General features: G+C 38.5%; 18 protein-coding genes and 5 pseudogenes. 14 read left to right on the top strand and 9 right to left on the bottom strand.

Features of this window, described 5'->3' with window-relative positions:
• Positions 1-8 precede the first annotated feature (8 nt).
• Positions 9-404, top strand: coding sequence for a hypothetical protein (locus ACWYN3_RS21900; protein WP_456216337.1), 396 nt, complete (start codon positions 9-11; stop codon positions 402-404).
• Here ACWYN3_RS21900 and ACWYN3_RS21895 read toward each other — a convergent pair.
• The 4 genes from ACWYN3_RS21895 to ACWYN3_RS21880 all read right to left on the bottom strand — a co-directional run bounded on the left by ACWYN3_RS21895 (position 401) and on the right by ACWYN3_RS21880 (position 2223).
• Positions 401-880: a HupE/UreJ family protein gene (locus ACWYN3_RS21895; RefSeq protein ID WP_456216336.1), complete on the bottom strand. Its 480-nt coding sequence runs from the start codon at positions 878-880 to the stop codon at positions 401-403. The genes ACWYN3_RS21900 and ACWYN3_RS21895 overlap by 4 nt on opposite strands.
• On the bottom strand, positions 814-993 hold the full coding sequence (locus ACWYN3_RS21890) for a HupE/UreJ family protein (protein ID WP_456216335.1): 180 nt from the start codon (positions 991-993) through the stop codon (positions 814-816). The genes ACWYN3_RS21895 and ACWYN3_RS21890 overlap by 67 nt, the downstream gene beginning before the upstream one ends.
• A 173-nt stretch (positions 994-1166) precedes the next feature.
• The gene (locus ACWYN3_RS21885) at positions 1167-1886 is read right to left on the bottom strand and encodes a hypothetical protein (protein ID WP_456216334.1); all 720 of its coding nucleotides are present in this window, start codon (positions 1884-1886) and stop codon (positions 1167-1169) included.
• Positions 1846-2223, bottom strand: coding sequence for a hypothetical protein (locus tag ACWYN3_RS21880; RefSeq protein WP_456216333.1), 378 nt, complete (start codon positions 2221-2223; stop codon positions 1846-1848). The genes ACWYN3_RS21885 and ACWYN3_RS21880 overlap by 41 nt, the downstream gene beginning before the upstream one ends.
• Positions 2224-2443: 220 nt before the next feature.
• Between ACWYN3_RS21880 and ACWYN3_RS21875 the strand changes: the two genes are divergently transcribed.
• From ACWYN3_RS21875 to ACWYN3_RS21865, 3 genes are read left to right on the top strand one after another with little or no spacing between them, the layout of a single operon-like run.
• Positions 2444-2884, top strand: a complete 441-nt coding sequence (locus ACWYN3_RS21875) for a hypothetical protein (RefSeq protein WP_456216332.1) — start codon at positions 2444-2446, stop codon at positions 2882-2884.
• On the top strand, positions 2881-3363 hold the full coding sequence (locus ACWYN3_RS21870; RefSeq protein WP_456216331.1) for a hypothetical protein: 483 nt from the start codon (positions 2881-2883) through the stop codon (positions 3361-3363). The genes ACWYN3_RS21875 and ACWYN3_RS21870 overlap by 4 nt, the downstream gene beginning before the upstream one ends.
• A gap of 23 nt (positions 3364-3386) precedes the next feature.
• Complete coding sequence (locus ACWYN3_RS21865; protein ID WP_456216330.1) at positions 3387-3638, top strand: HmuY family protein; 252 nt, start codon at positions 3387-3389, stop codon at positions 3636-3638.
• 23 nt (positions 3639-3661) lie between these two features.
• Here ACWYN3_RS21865 and ACWYN3_RS21860 read toward each other — a convergent pair whose 3' ends face one another.
• The 3 genes and pseudogenes from ACWYN3_RS21860 to ACWYN3_RS21850 form a co-directional block, all read right to left on the bottom strand.
• Positions 3662-4549 carry a class I SAM-dependent methyltransferase gene (locus ACWYN3_RS21860; protein WP_456216329.1) on the bottom strand — a complete coding sequence of 296 codons (888 nt, stop codon included), beginning with the start codon at positions 4547-4549 and terminating at the stop codon, positions 3662-3664.
• 24 nt (positions 4550-4573) lie between these two features.
• A pseudogene (locus tag ACWYN3_RS21855) lies at positions 4574-5328 on the bottom strand (ABC transporter ATP-binding protein).
• A pseudogene (locus ACWYN3_RS21850) lies at positions 5325-6058 on the bottom strand (MlaE family ABC transporter permease). The pseudogenes ACWYN3_RS21855 and ACWYN3_RS21850 overlap by 4 nt, the downstream one beginning before the upstream one ends.
• 375 nt (positions 6059-6433) lie before the next feature.
• Between ACWYN3_RS21850 and ACWYN3_RS21845 the strand changes: the two are divergent.
• The 5 genes and pseudogenes from ACWYN3_RS21845 to ispG all read left to right on the top strand — a co-directional run bounded on the left by ACWYN3_RS21845 (position 6434) and on the right by ispG (position 11634).
• A complete protein-coding gene (locus tag ACWYN3_RS21845) occupies positions 6434-7075 on the top strand; it encodes a PspC domain-containing protein (RefSeq protein WP_456216328.1) in 642 nt (213 codons plus the stop codon).
• A gap of 21 nt (positions 7076-7096) precedes the next feature.
• Complete coding sequence (locus ACWYN3_RS21840; RefSeq protein ID WP_456216327.1) at positions 7097-8005, top strand: LiaF transmembrane domain-containing protein; 909 nt, start codon at positions 7097-7099, stop codon at positions 8003-8005.
• A 50-nt stretch (positions 8006-8055) separates the two neighbouring features.
• Positions 8056-8385 (top strand): RDD family protein, encoded by a 330-nt coding sequence (locus tag ACWYN3_RS21835; protein ID WP_456216326.1) that lies wholly within the window; start codon positions 8056-8058, stop codon positions 8383-8385.
• Positions 8373-8678 carry an RDD family protein gene (locus ACWYN3_RS21830; RefSeq protein ID WP_456216325.1) on the top strand — a complete coding sequence of 102 codons (306 nt, stop codon included), beginning with the start codon at positions 8373-8375 and terminating at the stop codon, positions 8676-8678. Before ACWYN3_RS21835 ends, ACWYN3_RS21830 begins: the two co-directional genes overlap by 13 nt.
• A 990-nt stretch (positions 8679-9668) precedes the next feature.
• Positions 9669-11634, top strand: a pseudogene (gene ispG / locus ACWYN3_RS21825) ((E)-4-hydroxy-3-methylbut-2-enyl-diphosphate synthase).
• 64 nt (positions 11635-11698) lie between these two features.
• Here the strand turns inward: ispG and ACWYN3_RS21820 are convergent.
• Positions 11699-12292 (bottom strand): alpha/beta hydrolase family protein, encoded by a 594-nt coding sequence (locus tag ACWYN3_RS21820; RefSeq protein WP_456216324.1) that lies wholly within the window; start codon positions 12290-12292, stop codon positions 11699-11701.
• Between the two features lie 35 nt (positions 12293-12327).
• Positions 12328-12531 (bottom strand): hypothetical protein, encoded by a 204-nt coding sequence (locus tag ACWYN3_RS21815; protein ID WP_456216323.1) that lies wholly within the window; start codon positions 12529-12531, stop codon positions 12328-12330.
• Between the two features lie 131 nt (positions 12532-12662).
• Between ACWYN3_RS21815 and ACWYN3_RS21810 the strand changes: the two genes are divergently transcribed.
• The 5 genes and pseudogenes from ACWYN3_RS21810 to ACWYN3_RS21790 form a co-directional block, all read left to right on the top strand.
• Entirely contained in the window at positions 12663-12902 is a 240-nt protein-coding gene (locus tag ACWYN3_RS21810) for a hypothetical protein (RefSeq protein WP_456216322.1), read from the top strand.
• A 38-nt stretch (positions 12903-12940) separates the two neighbouring features.
• Complete coding sequence (gene hemA, locus ACWYN3_RS21805) at positions 12941-13894, top strand: glutamyl-tRNA reductase (protein WP_456216321.1); 954 nt, start codon at positions 12941-12943, stop codon at positions 13892-13894.
• 156 nt (positions 13895-14050) lie between these two features.
• Positions 14051-15636, top strand: a pseudogene (gene hemC / locus ACWYN3_RS21800) (hydroxymethylbilane synthase).
• A gap of 65 nt (positions 15637-15701) precedes the next feature.
• Positions 15702-16427 (top strand): porphobilinogen synthase, encoded by a 726-nt coding sequence (gene hemB / locus ACWYN3_RS21795; RefSeq protein WP_456216320.1) that lies wholly within the window; start codon positions 15702-15704, stop codon positions 16425-16427.
• Positions 16375-16548 (top strand): annotated as a pseudogene (locus ACWYN3_RS21790) (porphobilinogen synthase); the annotation flags it as partial. The gene hemB and the pseudogene ACWYN3_RS21790, both read left to right, overlap by 53 nt.
• Between the last annotated feature and the right edge of the window lie 21 nt (positions 16549-16569).

Here is a 16569-nt window from a genome sequence, read left to right as displayed (position 1 = left end):
GTCTGTCTGTGGAACCTAAGGTAGATAAGCCAGTTGAAGATACAGATAAAGTAGTACGCAGTCCGGTAAAACGTGTTAAGAAAGCTGATCCGGAATTACCTGTTGCAGAGACACCAGTAGCTCCTGAAAAAGTGGAAGCGCCTGTTACTCCTGAGAAGGAAGAAACACCAGCTATTCCAGCCGAAGCTGAGTTACCTGTCGTTTCTGAAAAAGCAGAAACACCTGTTGCTCCGGTGCAAACTGAAATACCGGTTCCAAAACCGGCAGCAAAGCCAAAGAAAACAGCCGATGCTAAAAGTAAAGTAACCAAAGAAGGTACAATCAATAAAGATGTAAGATTAGAGAGAGATTACTATCCTGATGATGTTGAAATAGATGATAAAGGGCAGCTGGGCTTATTCTAACGGAATAAGCCGGGCCATCGCTCTGCTGCCATTATAAATGATATTCCAAATATTGCTGAAGAAAGGAAGAAATTCCAGTTCCATTTTTTGACTTTGAAAATATTGATCAGGATAAAAGAAATCAGTAGTATACCAGTTACAATAAGTATCTGACCAAATTCAAGCCCGATATTGAAAGCAAATAATTCTGCTACAATACTTGTGCTTTTACCCAGCAGGCCATTCAGGTAATTAGAAAAGCCCATTCCATGAATTAATCCAAAGAACAGCGCCAGTATATATTTTAGTTGTACCCCCTTTGGTCTGGATGATTTCCCGGATAGAATATTTGAGGCGGCAGTAACGAGTATCGTTACAGGAATAAGGAATTCAATTAAATCGGTTTTGACAGTAATGACTTTTAATACGCTCAATGCAAGCGTGATACTGTGGCCAATAGTGAAAGCGCGGTAACCAGCAATAATACTCTCTTCCAATCGGTTAGTGTATAGGCTCCACATAAAACTATGACAAAAAGGATATGGTCATATCCTTTCCAGTTTAATATATGTTGCCAACCCAATTCAAAGTATAATGAGAAATCTTGCATAGACCAAATTTATTAATTTTTAATTAACAATAAAAATATAATCGTTAGTCTGAATAGGGTTGGCACAATAATTTTACAGCGTAACCGTTTTAGAAATCTTTTTTTGCATATAAATAAAAAAACGCCTTGTTAATCAATAACAAAGCGTTTTTTTTATCTGGAGATCATCAAACTTATTGATACTGTATGTAAACAGGTATTGGTACAAGTTTTAATAATTCTTCTGGTGTCATCATTCTGTTTGGTGCTTTTTTGATGTCATTTTTATAGAATAGTTTGAAACCTGTGAATTCTACCGGCTCACTGAAAATAAAGTGACGGTAAGTACCTTTTTTAAGTTCTGGCTCACCCCATCCATCCATGTGCATTACCATTTGTACTTCAGGACGTAATTTGATGTTTTTGTAGTTCGTTACCATTTTCTTTGTAAAACGGTGAACAGTGAAAACCTTTGGAGGCAAATTGTATTTTTTCACAAGATCTGCAAGGTACTGAGAACAGTAGTTGATATCAGCAGCATCATATGTACCAATTCTTTTTCCTGGCTTAACGCCGTCTTTCATGGAGAATTCAGGATCTATACCTAAATGAACATTTGGCATTTTCAGGTATTTTTCCAATAAAGGTAATTCAGTTCTGATATTACTTAATGATACTTGAATATCAAGGAACACAATCATGTTTTTACGCATTCTTGAAATAGCCAGTACGGAGTCAATTTGTTTATCAGGCATCCTGAATCTGTATTTACCATCTTTACCGCCATCACCTTGTGCTACAACGGCGATGTAATGTAAAGCAGGTTGTACAGGTGTAGATGGGTCTGCTTTTTCCCATTTCTTAACTTCTGCATCAAGTCTGTCTGGACAACATTTCTTTAGGTGCGTATTCACCTAATGCGCCCATTCTTTTTGAGTATATATTTCCGTAATAAGCAATAATCCTTTTGTATGGCAGAATGGCTCCTGGCAGGGGATAAGGCTGAGGTTTAACCGGCCATCTTCCTGTAGTATCACCATGTGCCAGTTTCAGCATTAAGGTATTATATTTTGCAGTGTCAATAGGTTTACGTGTAGTATCTGTAACAGCAACTTCCGAAGAATCCCCTGACGCACTTAATGCTGATTTTGTTGTTCCACCTTTTTTATTTGTACCTGAGGTGCAGTTGGCAAATAAGGTGACAGCCGTAAATGCAATTAATAGTGTTCCCGCGAGTTGTGGTATTTTCATAGGTTCTATGAGGGTTTAAATATGAATTTTCTTAAGTCTGCAAAACTACACATTCGACTGACAAAATCTCCTATCTGTATAAGAATTATCAAATTAATAAGGATTAAGTATATAAGAAATGAGATAATAATGCTGCTTCCCGCTCTGAATTTGTATAAAATTCAAGGTCAGGAGTATTATCTTTACATTTCTTAGCGTTTTAGAGAATTAGAGATTTAACATGAATAAATATAGAGTAATCATTATATGCTGCTGCGCAGTTTTTGCTTTTGCAGGTTGTAAAAAAGATAATGTCGATTACAGATACCCAAAGCCATTTGAGGGACAGAGCGTACAACTTCCAGGTATAGCAGGAAATGAAGAAGGTTATTATGCGGCTAACAGTGTTTTTGTAGACTTTAGCAAAGGTGTGATTTCTACTGTAAGACGGGACAGCTGGAGTATAGGGCTTTATCCCGGGGCAGATTTTAAAGTTATGATAAATCATTCTATGGGCGCAATGATTCAAGAGGTGATTGGCAAAACTGATATTGCTACTGTTGGCGTTGCTGATTCTGCTAATCTTGTACAACAAGATGGGCCTTTTAATTTTAGCCGGCCTGCAGCAACAATTCTAAAGAGGATAGATCCTGCAGGTGAGTTGATGGTCCGAGTTATTTGAAAGGCCTGACACATGTTGAAGTAGGGAGTGACGAGCAAAATAGTAAAGTCTATATTTATAACCCAGGTCTGGCTGGTACAACAAGAAACCGGATTCCACCTAACCCTCCTACTCCTAATATCCCTATTGATAATTCATTACTCCAATTCCCATGGTATAAATTTCAAGTTTACAGGGGAATAAATGGATATGTTGTTAAATATGGGCTTCTTAATGCTCAGGCTTTTAGCCCGGTTAATGTAAATAAAAATCTTTCTTATAATTTCAACTTTGTAAGTTTCAACAATCGATCCTTAGGCGGAGAGCCTGCAAAATCATTATGGGATATTCAATGGACATGGAGTACTTATCAGGATGGAGACAATAAGCCGGATTCGGTAAGTAATTTTGTGCTGATTAACTTTTTAGGTGGTGTTGGTGCCAAGCAGTTTACTAATACTCCGACAAAGACGTTTGATAATTTCACGGATGCAGATTGAAAAATATTAAGGATGAGGAATATTTGAAAACACGAAATGCTATTGGCACGAAATGGAGGACAATTTCGATAGGACTTGACAAAGATCTAAACAAGGTACAGATAGCAACAGTTAATAGTACACTTTTTTATGTGATTAAAGATGCCGAAGGAAATGTGTATAAACTTAGATTCAAATCTGCAGGTACTGGAGGGGATGGTGGGGCTAACGGAAGGCCTGTAATTGAATATAGGTTGTTACAGTCAGCACCAAATCCATCATCATCACTTCAATAACACTTCAATAACACTTTCTCTTGTTAAGAAGAGAAAGTGTTAAATTTTCCAAATACACCCAGGGGTAATTTTATCCCTGAGGTTGCCTGAAGATAAAGTTCACCTGTTTCAAGGTTCTTTACCTGTGGGAAAGATGTCTTAATTAGATTCTCTACAATTACAGAAGAGAAACCTAATGAATAAGTATTCAGAATCAGGAAGTGCTCTTCTTCATCCAGTAATTGTACCACATCCTGCATCATTTCCTGAATATGATCTTCCAGTTTCCATTTCTCTCCATTTGGGCCATGTCCAAATGCAGGAGGATCTAAAATGATACCATTATATTTTTTACCACGTTTTAATTCGCGCTGCACAAATTTCAAAGCGTCTTCCACAACCCATCTCACATCTTTTAACTGAGATAGTTCCTGGTTCTCATTTGCCCAGTTTACTACTTGTTTAATAGAATCCACGTGAGTTGTATCTGCACCTGATGCCTGTGCAATCAGTGATGCTGCACCTGTGTAAGCAAAAAGGTTAAGTACTTTTGGTTTTGGATTTTTGAATTTCTTAATTGAAGAAGAGATATAATCCCAGTTTACTGCCTGCTCAGGAAAAACACCAACGTGTTTGAATGAGGTTAAACCCAGGCGAAGATTAATCTTTACATCATCGTTCTTGTATTCTACATTCCAGCGGTCTGGCAAATTTCCAGCAGACTTTACCCATTCTCCAGAAGTCGCAGAACGTCCTTTAAACCTGATATGTGTTAATTTTTTCCATTCTTGTTCAGGAAGAGTTTTTTTCCATACAGCCTGAGGTTCAGGTCTGCAAAGGATAAGATTGCCAAAGCGCTCTAATTTTTCAAAATCTCCACAATCAATCAACTCATAATCTTTCCAGTGCGTGGGGGTAAGTAGGCTTATCATAAAATATTTTTGTACAAATTATTATTAAAAGTTTTTCCTGGCAGCTTTCATGAAACGGCTGGCAAAAACAAAATCATTAAGTTCTTCTATATCTGTATGGGCGATTTCTTTATTAGAACCCTCCCAGAATTTTTTTCCTTCATGTAAGAAAAGAATATAATCACCAATTCCCATTACAGAGTTCATATCATGGGTAACTACAATCGTTGTGGTATTGTATTCTTCTGTAATTTCTTTAATCAGCTCATCAATAACAATGGACGTTTTCGGATCAAGCCCTGAATTGGGTTCATCGACAAAAAGATATTTTAGGATTCATGGCAATTGCCCGGGCAATTCCTACACGTTTCTTCATCCCGCCTGAAAGTTCCGCCGGAAAAAGCTTGTTTTTCCCTGCAAGGTTAACCCGTTCCAGACAAAAATTGACACGTTCCAGTTTCTCTTTAAAAGAATGATCTGTAAAACATATTCAGGGGAAACATGATATTCTCTTCGACAGTCATAGAGTCGAAAAGTGCAGAGCCCTGAAAAAGCATCCCGATCTCTTTACGGATCTCGATGCGCTGTTCAAAATTCATGTCGATAAATTCTCTTCCATCATATTGCACACTTCCTTTTTCGGGTGTATGCAAACCTATCATGCATTTCAACAGGGTAGTTTTTCCGGAACCGGAACCGCCAATGATTAGATTAGTTAAGCCCTCTTTAAATATTCCGGATATACCTTTCAGGACAGTATTGGACCCGAAAGATTTTTCAACGTCTTTGATTTCGATCATAGTAATAATTGGGTTACAATGTAATCACAAGCCAGATACTGATACAGCTGACTACAACTGCTCTTGTACTTGCCTGAGCTACTTCTAATGCACCACCCTTTACGTAAAAGCCTTCGTATGCCGGAACAGTAGTGATAATGAAACCAAATACAAATGCTTTCACTAAAGCTACAGTAATTGTATACGGATTGAAATCAGTAGTGATCCCCTGGATATACTCAGCAGGAGTTACTGCTCCTGATAGTGTACCACCTAAATAACCACCAGTAATACTTAATACCATAGCGAAAATAACCAGAACAGGAACCATTGTAATCCCTGCAATAAGTTTAGGAAGGATCAGGTAACCAGGTGAATTGATACCCATGATTTCAAGCGCATCAATTTGTTCACTAACTCTCATTGTTCCAATCTCTGAAGAAATTGCCGAGCCAATTTTACCTGCTAGTACAATCGCAGTAATGGTAGGACTAAGTTCTAAAATACTTGAATCCCGCGTTACCGAACCAATGATCGTTTTTGGAATAAAATCACTTACCAGCTGAAAGGCGATTTGTAATGTCATAACCGCCCCGATAAAGGTAGAAATGATGGCGATTAACCCAAGTGAGCCAACACCGACAAAATCCATCTGTTGAAAAATGGCTTTAAGATATATTTTAAATTTTTCGGGTTTTCTGAAAACTGCTCTCAACAGTAACAGGTATCTACCAAAATTGGTGAAGTTCATTCAGTAAGAAATTAGCTAATGTATTAATACTATAATAATACAAAGAAACAACAAAAAAAAAAATGTGGCTTTGTTTATTTCTTAAAAATATTCTGGTATTTGATGAATAATGCGGTTTTTTGCAGTAAGTTAAGATTGGTCTGGTGAATTTATAAGCCGGGAAAATAGGGCAATTAATGGCTGTTTTAAGCAATTTTAGCTGAATTTATTTTTGTGTAAAAAATGCTTTACTGTCTTTTGTAACTTAATAGACCTTGCTCAGTCTTAATTGTGTATTGAGAGATAATCAATGTTTATAGCTACACAAAAAATAAATTGATGAACATTGCCAAAACTCTTAATGATTTAATTGTTAATAATATAGGAGAGTGATTTATGGAAAACAGATTATTAAGAAACGAACATGACAAGATAATTGCCGGCGTTTCATCAGGATTAGCAGAATATATGCAGGTAGATGTGACTATCATTAGATTGTTATTCGTATTATCTACTATATTTTTAGTAGGAACGGGAATCCTTGTTTACCTCGTGATGTGGATTGTAGTGCCGGTAAACAATGATCCGGCTGCAAGGTTTTCAAAGTTTAATGATTACTTCAAAAAACAAAATGATTTCCAGGGGTTTAATACACCACCGCCCTTTGGACAGCAGAATACAGAAAATCCGGATGTGAAAAGTAACCCGGCAAATGACTGGCAAAATCCTGTAGATTTTAAATCTTTGTCTAAAAACAATGATACTGGACGTACTGTCGGGGGACTATTTCTTTTGGTTATAGGTTTATACTTCCTGATGAATGAGTTAATATTATATACTTATTGGTTTAGACTAGGTAAATTATGGCCACTGGTATTTGTTGCGATTGGTTTAAGTTTCATTCTGAAAGCTAAGCGTAAAGACAAATGGGAAGACTGGAAAAATCAGCAGCCAGAAGATATAAATACTTCGGCACAAAAGCCGGCTTCAGAAGAACCTGCTAAGCCATCTGATACTACAGCTGAGAATCAATTATAAACCCCTAAATAAAAAAAAATTATGAAACTGAATAGAGTGATGTGGGGCGTGGTACTACTGTTTGTAGGGGCGGTCCTTTTATTAGAGAATTTTGATATCATTAATTTTTACTGGAGAAATGTATGGAGTTTCTGGCCTGTATTCCTGATTATTGCGGGTGTGAACATCCTGTTTAACAGAAATAAATCGGAAACGGGAAATATGATCTCTCTGGGGGTACTGGTAGTGATGCTTGGTTTTATGTTCTACAGAGGACAACAACCACCACTGAATAAAAACTGGATAGGCGAACGGTTTTCGAAGGACCTGGATCTTGACCTGGATAGTGTTGAGGATGGAGATACTCAGAAATTGAGCTTTACTGAGCCGTTTATTACTGCTGACAGTGCAAAAAAGACTGTTCTTAATATTTCCGGAGGAGGGACATCCTTCAATTTGGAAGGGGAAACGGATCAGTTAATTACTGCCGATGTAGAGCGTAAATACGGAAATTTCATCCTTCAAAAAGAGAGCTCTGACTCTGTTAACACGGTTACCTTTAAAATGAAAGATAAAAAAGGAAACTGGTCTCTTGGAAATGGTGGAAATGACGTAGATCTGAAGCTTAATAAAAAACCAGAGTGGACGATCAATATGAATATGGGTGCCGGAGAGGTAAAACTGGATTTATCTGATTATAAAATGAGAAGTTTCAGGTTTGATGGTGGCGCTGCTTCTGTAGATCTTAAAGTAGGAACTTTACTGCCGATTACGGATGTTGTTGTGAAAACAGGTGTTGCTTCGGTAGAAATGCTATCCCTGAATCATCTGGTTGCAGAATTAAAACTAAAACTGGCCTTTCTGCCAAAGATTTTCCTGGCTTTATCAAAATCGATAATAGCAATTATGAAACTTCGAATTATAAAACATCCACAAAAAAGATTTTTATAAATCTGGATGGAGGATTGAGTAATTTTGAAGTCAACAGATATTAATAACTATTGGAACCTGAAAAAGAGATTAGCTATACAGTCGTTATAAATGGCAAGCCGGAAGGTCCATACGATTTTGAACATTTAAAGACTATGAATATTGTAGCGGGAACCTTTATCAGGAAACCCGGTATGGACGATTATAAAGAAGCGCACGAGTTCCCTGAACTCCGTGCGCTTTTTGGTTTTAGCTATGAAAAGACTGCACCTCAGTATTTTGCATCTTTCGATCAGCGCTTACTGGCTTCTATGATTGATTACTTCATTTTACTTTTGATATATACAGTGCTTATACTGATGAGTTTTGCTTTTTTCATCAAGATCAAATGGGAAGGATAGGAACTGCATTGGCTTTTCTGCCTGTGATTCCTGTGCTAAAGTTTATTTACGGTGTTTTCGCTGAGGCCTCTGAAAAGCAAGGGACAATTGGTAAAAGATTTTTGGCGATAAAAGTGACGGATATGGGCGGGAACAGAATAGGGGGCAAAACTTCTTTTTTGAGAAATATAGCGAAGGTTTTGTCTGTTGCTCCGGTTTTCATGGGATATTTGTATAGCTTTCTGAACAAGAAACAACAGTGCCTCCATGATGTTGCAGCGGGGACATTAGTCATCAAGGACCGTCTAATATAAAATAAAAAAGGTATGCTGTATTTCGGCCCGCGTTCATTTGAAGGAATGAACAATGGCCGAAATACAGCATACCTTTTTTATTTTTCTACATCTGGCCGGTTTGATGGCTAATGTATATGCTGACAAGAGCATGTTCGTTTGGTTTGCTGGTTAGATGTATAGATGAGTTATTGTTGATTGATGACGCTTTAAGGATTGCTTGGTTGACGACGCTTTAAGGATTGTTTGTTGGCGACGTTTTAAGGATTGTTTGGTTGACGACGCTTTAAGGATTGCTTGTTGACGACGTTTTAAGGATTGTTTGGTTGACGACGCTTTAAGGATTGCTTGTTGACGACGCTTTAAGGATTGCTTGTTGGCGACGTTTTAAGGATTGTTTGGTTGACGACGCTTTAAGGATTGCTTGTTGACGACGCTTTAAGGGTTGCTTGGTTGGCGACGCTTTAAGGATTGCTTGGTTGGCGACGCTTTAAGGATTGCTTGTTGACGACGCTTTAAGGGTTGCTTGGTTGGCGACGCTTTAAGGGTTGCTTGGTTGGCGACGCTTTAAGGGTTGCTTGGTTGGCGACGCTTTAAGGGTTGCTTGGTTGGCGACGCTTTAAGGATTGCTTGGTTGGCGACGCTTTAAGGGTTGCTTGGTTGGCGACGCTTTAAGGATTGCTTGGTTGGCGACGCTTTAAGGATTGCTTGTTGACGACGCTTTAAGGGTTGCTTGGTTGACGACGCCTTAAGGATTGCTTGTTGACGACGCTTAAGTTAAGATATAGGTTAACATGGGTAAGCGGGCTATGTTGGTAAGGGGTTGGAAGGGCGATTGGCCTTACCAACCCCTTGCCAACATAGATGTCAACCCGACCACAATCAGACTTGTTAAGGACAGCTTAAAACCGACATGTTTTTTTAGACAACTGCTCGCTGACAGTACTTGAGGATTAATTTGACGATTATCTCAATTCACATACAAAACATAATCTTTATCTTTGTATCAGTATGGAAAACGTATCAGCACAAAAAGAGTTAGCCGGTGGTTATTGTAATCATTTAAATCAGTATTCCAGGTTCTTAACACGTGAGGTTTCTATAGGGGATATTCCTATGGGTGGAATAAATCCGATCAGGATACAGTCGATGACGACTACCGATACGATGGATACAATCGGAACGGTTGAACAGACGATCAGAATCAGAATGGTGGAGTCGGGATGTGAGTACGTAAGGATTACTGCACCGAGCATGAAGGAAGCTGAGAATCTCGCCAATATTAAGAAGGAGTTACGGTTTAGGGGATATAATGTGCCTTTAGTGGCTGATATACATTTTACACCCAATGCCGCGGAAGCTGCCGCCCGTATTGTCGAAAAGGTAAGGGTTAATCCGGGTAATTATGCGGATAAAAAGCGTTTTGAAAATATAGAATATACACAGCAGGCTTATCAGGCTGAACTGGATCGTATTTATAAGAAGTTTTCACCACTTGTGAAAATATGTAAGGAGTATGGTACTGCCATGCGTATAGGTACCAATCATGGTTCTCTATCAGACAGGATTATGAGCCAGTATGGGGATACTCCACGCGGGATGGTCGAATCGGCTATGGAATTTATGAGGATCTGTGAAGATCTGAATTATTATAACCTGGTGATTTCCATGAAGGCGAGTAATACGCAGGTGATGGTTCAGGCTTATCGTTTTTGCTAGTAGAAACTATGGTGAAGGAAGGGATGAATTATCCGCTTCACCTTGGGGTTACTGAAGCGGGTGATGGTGAGGATGGAAGGATCAAATCTGCGGTTGGTATCGGTACTTTACTGGAGGATGGGTTAGGGGATACGATCAGGGTTTCTTTAACGGAAGATCCTGAATTTGAAGCTCCGGTAGCAAAAGCTCTGGCTGACCGTTATGTAAAGAGAGAACTTCCTTTAGTGACAAATGAACGGATTGAAATCCGGGATTTACCTTATAATCCTTATGGATATAGCCGCAGGGTAACTAAGCCTGTTCAGCATATTGGGGGGCATCATCATCCGGTAGTTATGCTGGACGTGTCTTCAAAGAATTTAAAAGATCCTTATTTCTTAACTGAAGTAGGTTATAAATATAGTGCGGGCCTGGATAAATATAATATGGCTGATCAGGCTTGTGATTTAGTTTATTTAGGGGATGCACTGCCTTCTTTCTCTTTTCCGGGCAATCTGCGCCGATTTATAATTACAGAACGTGGGCAGGACTAAAGGATAAAAATAATTGTCATCCGTTAATTCGGTTAGAGGATTATGCTGCGACTACGCAGAAGGATCCTATCCTGAACCTGGTAAGTGTAAATGCAAAATCTTATAGCAAAGTACTGTTATCTTTATTGGATGAAACAGTTGTGCTCGTGCTGGAAACTTCTTCTGAGCAGGGGATGATGGAGCAAAGGGACTTTTTTGTCGCCCTGCTTCAAAGTGAAAATCAAATTCCTGTGATTATTAAGAGGTCGTATGCTGCAATTAGTGCGGATGACCTGCAATTATATGCTGCTACGGATTTAGGAGCTTTATTTACGGATGGCTTTGGTGACGGGGTGTGGATTGATGCACCAATAACTGTGGGGCTTCCGATCATGAATTCTACAAGTTTTGGGATTTTACAGGCGACAAGAACCAGAATTTCCAAGACTGAATATATTTCTTGTCCAAGCTGCGGCAGAACGCTTTTTTTTTTTTGCAGGAAACAACACAGCTTATTCGCTCAAGAACTGATCATTTGAAAGGGATTAAGATTGGTATTATGGGTTGTATTGTAAATGGACCAGGTGAAATGGCTGATGCTGATTATGGTTATGTAGGTACAGGCCCGGACAAAATTACTTTGTATCGCGGTAAAGAAGTGGTGAAAAAAAAAAAGCTCTGCCTTTGCACTGGATGATCTGATTGAACTGATCAAAGAAGATGGCAACTGGACAGAAGTTAAATAATATAGATAAAGCCTTATCGTTTTTAAATAAGCCTTAAATGTGCTAAAGCCCTAACCTATTTAAATTATAGGTTAGGGCTTTTGATAAAGGCAAGACTTTTTTCGCAGACTTCCAATAGCTGAGCTGGTAAATTCTTTTCTTCATAAGGATGGTTAGCTCCATAAACATGATTAGCTCCTTTGATTTTTTGTAATTGAGCCTTTGGCTGTGCCTGAGCCAATTGCTGTGCAACACTAAATTTCACATTGATATCGTCATCGCCATGCAAAATCAGCCAGGGGATTTTAATCTTTGCTGCGGCATGAAGAATATCGAATTCGTCTTTATTTGCATTGAAATCTTCTAAAAGGGTGCTGTTTAATGGCATCTTCTCTTTGGTTCTGGCATTTTCCACGAAAATTCTGCCTGAGGTCAACCATTCTTCCTCTTGTTCCTTTTTCCATAGGGAACTGAAATCTGATATTGCTGACCAGGTTATGATTTTGTGAATCCGATCATCGGCTGCACCTCTAAGTATAGCTAATGCGCCTCCACGGCTATGACCAATCAGATATATAGGGCTTAAGGGGTAGGTGTGGGCGATGTAATTAATCGCAGTATCCACGTCCCTTAATTCCATACTCACTGTATTTGCCGCAAAAGCTTCTGGATCGGTCACGTCATCAGGTTGTTGTGCCGTAACACCGCTGTGGCTTAGGTTGAATTTAAAATAACGATATCCATTTGTTGCAAAAAAAGAAGAAGCACGAGGTTATGTGAACCCCAATCTTTAAATCCTTTGAAGCCATGAACAAACAAAATGCAGGGTTGATCGGTGTGTTTATCGTCATATGTGAGGTCTCCGGAAATGGTTTTATCTTTGGAACCGGACAAAATAAATTGCTCTTTTTTAATCATAACTTTCTTTTATAGCTGGTTACCTGTATTAACAAACATAACGATCCCTTGTTTAGTCTGGTTGTTATTTAATTTAAAATCGTTCTAAATTGCTCTTAATTACAGCATAATGACAGACACTAAGGGTTGGCTTGTTACTTTTGTTTCCACTAATAAAACAACACAAACCCAAATTGGAATATTTAAAGATACTTGCTTTCACTCATAAACAAATTGACTTAAAGTCTTTAGGGAAATTAGTTATCTGTGAGCAGACACTGGATGACAGACTGAAGAATATCCAAGATGAACTGGATGTAAAAGAAATTTTTTATATCGGTACATGTAATCGCGTTGAGTTTGTTTTTTTTTTTCCACTGCACACGAATTAGATCGTGAATTTATCCTTCGTTTCCTGACTGTATTGGACATGGGGCTTCCAGAAGCCTATATGGAACGGTTTCTTGAAAATGTTTCTGTTTATGAACAGGTGGAAGCTTTCAATCACTTATTACGTACTTCCTGCTCATTGGAAAGTCTGGTGGTTGGAGAAAAAGAAATCCTTGCCCAGGTACGCCGGGCTTATGAAGCATGCCGAGTTTCTGGCTTTACAGCCGATTATATGCGAATGATCATGAACCGGGTCGTTAAAACAGCAAAGGAAGTCTATACCCATACGAATATCTCTAAAAACCCGGTTTCGGTAGTATCATTAGCTTACCGCAAATTAAGGGACCTCACTATAACTGCCAGCTCAAGAATCCTGATCATAGGTGCCGGCGAGACTAATAAGAATTTAGCGCAATACCTTAAAAAGCATAAATATTCTAATTTCTCTATCTTCAACAGAACGGTAGAAAAAGCAGAATCTCTTGCTAAAGATTTAAATGGTACCGCTTATCCATTAACAGCACTGGAAAATTTCGATCAGGGATTTGATGTTATCATTACCTGTACCGGTGCTACTGAACCAATCATCACAGAAAAAATTTACCAGAAACTGCTTAACGGTGAAACAGGTAAAAAAGTTATTGTAGATCTTGCAATTCCAAACGACACTGCACCCTCTGTTGTCAAAAACTATCCTATAAACTATATTGAGGTCGAATCTTTAAAAGAGATTGCCCGTAAAAATATTCAGGAGCGTTATGATGAACTGGTTAACGCAGAGCAAATCATCGATCAGAATATTAAAGAGTTTGATATCGTACTTCGCCAGCGCAAAATAGAAATTGCCATGAGTGAAGTTCCTCAAAAGATTAAAGCAATTAAAAGTAAAGCACTGGATATTGTTTTTGCAGAGGAGATCAATACGCTTGACGAAAACTCAAGACAGGTTCTTGAAAGGGTGATGGATTACATGGAAAAGAAAAGAAATTATTAGCGTACCGATGATCATGGCAAAGGAAATTCTGGTTAATAACAGCTAGCCTTCCTGGGTAGATTAGTCAGCACAAATACATTATTTGTTTATTATTTAAGACTATAACTCTTTTAGGTTAAATTTGCGCGAATCTAAATACGCGATATCTACAAAACAATGAAAAAACTTATTATCGGAACAAGAGGCAGTGATCTTGCATTGTGGCAAGCCAATTTTACAAAAGACAAACTTGCGGAAATTGGTGTTGAAGCAGAATTGAAGATCATTAAAACCCAGGGAGATAAAATACTAAACCTGAGACTGGACAAACTTGAAGGAAAAGGTTTTTTTACCAAAGAGCTTGAAGAAGAGTTATTAAGTGGCAGCATTGATATTGCTGTACATTCCCATAAAGATTTACCGACCAATCATCCTGCGGGGTTGACTATCGCTGCAGTTTCTGAACGTGAAGATCCTTCTGAATTATTACTGATTTTAAAAGACTGCGTAGATCTTACGCAAAAACTTTCTTTGAAAACAGGTGCACAGGTTGGTACTTCATCAAACAGACGTAAAGCACAATTGCTTGCGCTAAGAACAGATCTTAATATTGAAGACCTGCGTGGTAATGTAAATACCCGTATTCAAAAATTGAGAGATGAGAACTATGACGCTATTTTACTGGCAAAAGCTGGTGTAAACCGTTTGAATCTTGACCTGTCTGAATTTCATATGGAAGTTATAGACACTACTGAATTAATTCCGGCACCAGCACAAGGGGTGTTAGCCATTCAGATCAGAGAAAATGACCAGGAATTATTTGATATCCTGCAAAGAATTCATGATGCCGATACGGCGGAGGAAATTGGTGTAGAACGTAAAGTACTCAACCTGTTTGAAGGTGGTTGTCACATGCCTTTAGGCTGTTACTGCAAAAAGGAAAATGGTCAATATGAGGTGTGGACTTCAAAAGCATTAACGGCTGATGATTTTCCTAATCGTTTATTCTTTAGAGTAGAAAACCTCGAAGGACTGGCTGAAAAGATTGTCTCTAAGTTTGATAAAGACAGGAAATTACCTGCAAGAGTATTTATCTCCAGAGAAATCGGAGAGCATAATTACTTTAGAAGAGCACTGGAAACTAATCATATAGAAATAGAAGGAAGATCATTGATCCGTACTTTTCCTATCGTGAATGTACTGGACCCTTTTTATCTTAAACATATCAACTGGATCTTTTTCAGCAGCCGTAACGGAGTAGAATACTTCTTTAAACTGAAACCTGTATTACCTAAACATACGAAATTTGGTGTTGTAGGCAGAGGATCTGAAGACGCACTTAGAAAACATGGTTATAAAGCGGATTATGTAGGTGAAAGTGGTGATATCACTGAAGTAGGTGAAGATTTTGCTGTACTGGTTAGAAATCAGACTGTTTTATTTCCGCGTGCGCAGGATTCATTGTTAAGTATTCAGAAATCTTTAAATGAAGACACCAAAATTATTGATTTGATTTGCCTATTTATGAGACAGTCATTGAAGAGAATATAGACCATACTTATGCTGATGTATTAATATTTACCAGCCCATCCAATGTGGAAGCTTATTTTGCTGATAACTTACTGGATCCGGGACAAAAGGTAATCGCCATAGGAAATTCAACAGGAAAGAAATTTGAGGAAATGGGTGTTGATTACGTCCTTCCTTATTCTCCTGACGAAATTGGCCTTGCAGAAGCGGTATTCGGAATAGATATTAAATAAAAAAAGAGAGGTTGATTATGTTGCACCGTCCACGTAGATTAAGAAAGAACCCAATTGTCAGAGAGATGATGGCCGAAACAAAGCTGTCGAAAGACATGTTTGTTTATCCATATTTTATTGTTCCGGGAAACGGAGTGAAACATGGTATTGATTCCATGCCGGGAGTAAATCACTTTTCAACAGATATGTTAATCAGAGATGTTGAAAAGGGGCTTGAGCTGGGCGTAAATAAAATTATGCTTTTTGGTGTGGGAGATGAAAAATCTGATGATGCACGTTCTGCATACCATGATCATTCACTGGTTCCCACTGCTGTTCGCGAATTAAAGAAGAATTTTGGTGACGATTTATATATAGTTACTGATGTTTGCGTTTGTTCCTATACAACGCATGGTCATTGTGGGATTTTGAAGGATGATTACGTACAAAATGATGAAACAGTAGAAGTTATTGCTAAAATGGCACTGACGCATGTACAGGCTGGAGCTGATATGTTAGCACCTTCTGATATGATGGATGGCCGTATCGGTGCAATGAGAAACTTACTGGATCAGAATGGTTATGTAAATGCAGCAATCATGTCGCATGCGACTAAATTTGCTTCCGCTTATTACGGGCCGTTCAGAGAGGCTGCTGACTGTGCACCAGGTAAAGGTGACAGGAAAGCTTATCAGATGGATTTCAGGAATCCTGAGGAGGCTTTACGTGAGGCATTGCTTGATCAGAGTGAAGGAGCTGATGTGTTGTGTGGTGGTGAAGCCAGCATTAGCTTACATGGATGTAATTCATAACCTTAAACAAAATACTGATTTGCCTATTGCCTGCTATAATGTATCAGGAGAATATGCAATGGTCAAAGCAGCTGCGCAAAATGGCTGGATTGATGAACAAAAGATAGTAATGGAAACTATGTATGCCTTTGCACGTGCAGGA

The sequence above is a fragment of the Pedobacter sp. NJ-S-72 genome, assembly GCF_053890575.1.
This window is presented reverse-complemented; position numbering and strand designations above follow the sequence as displayed.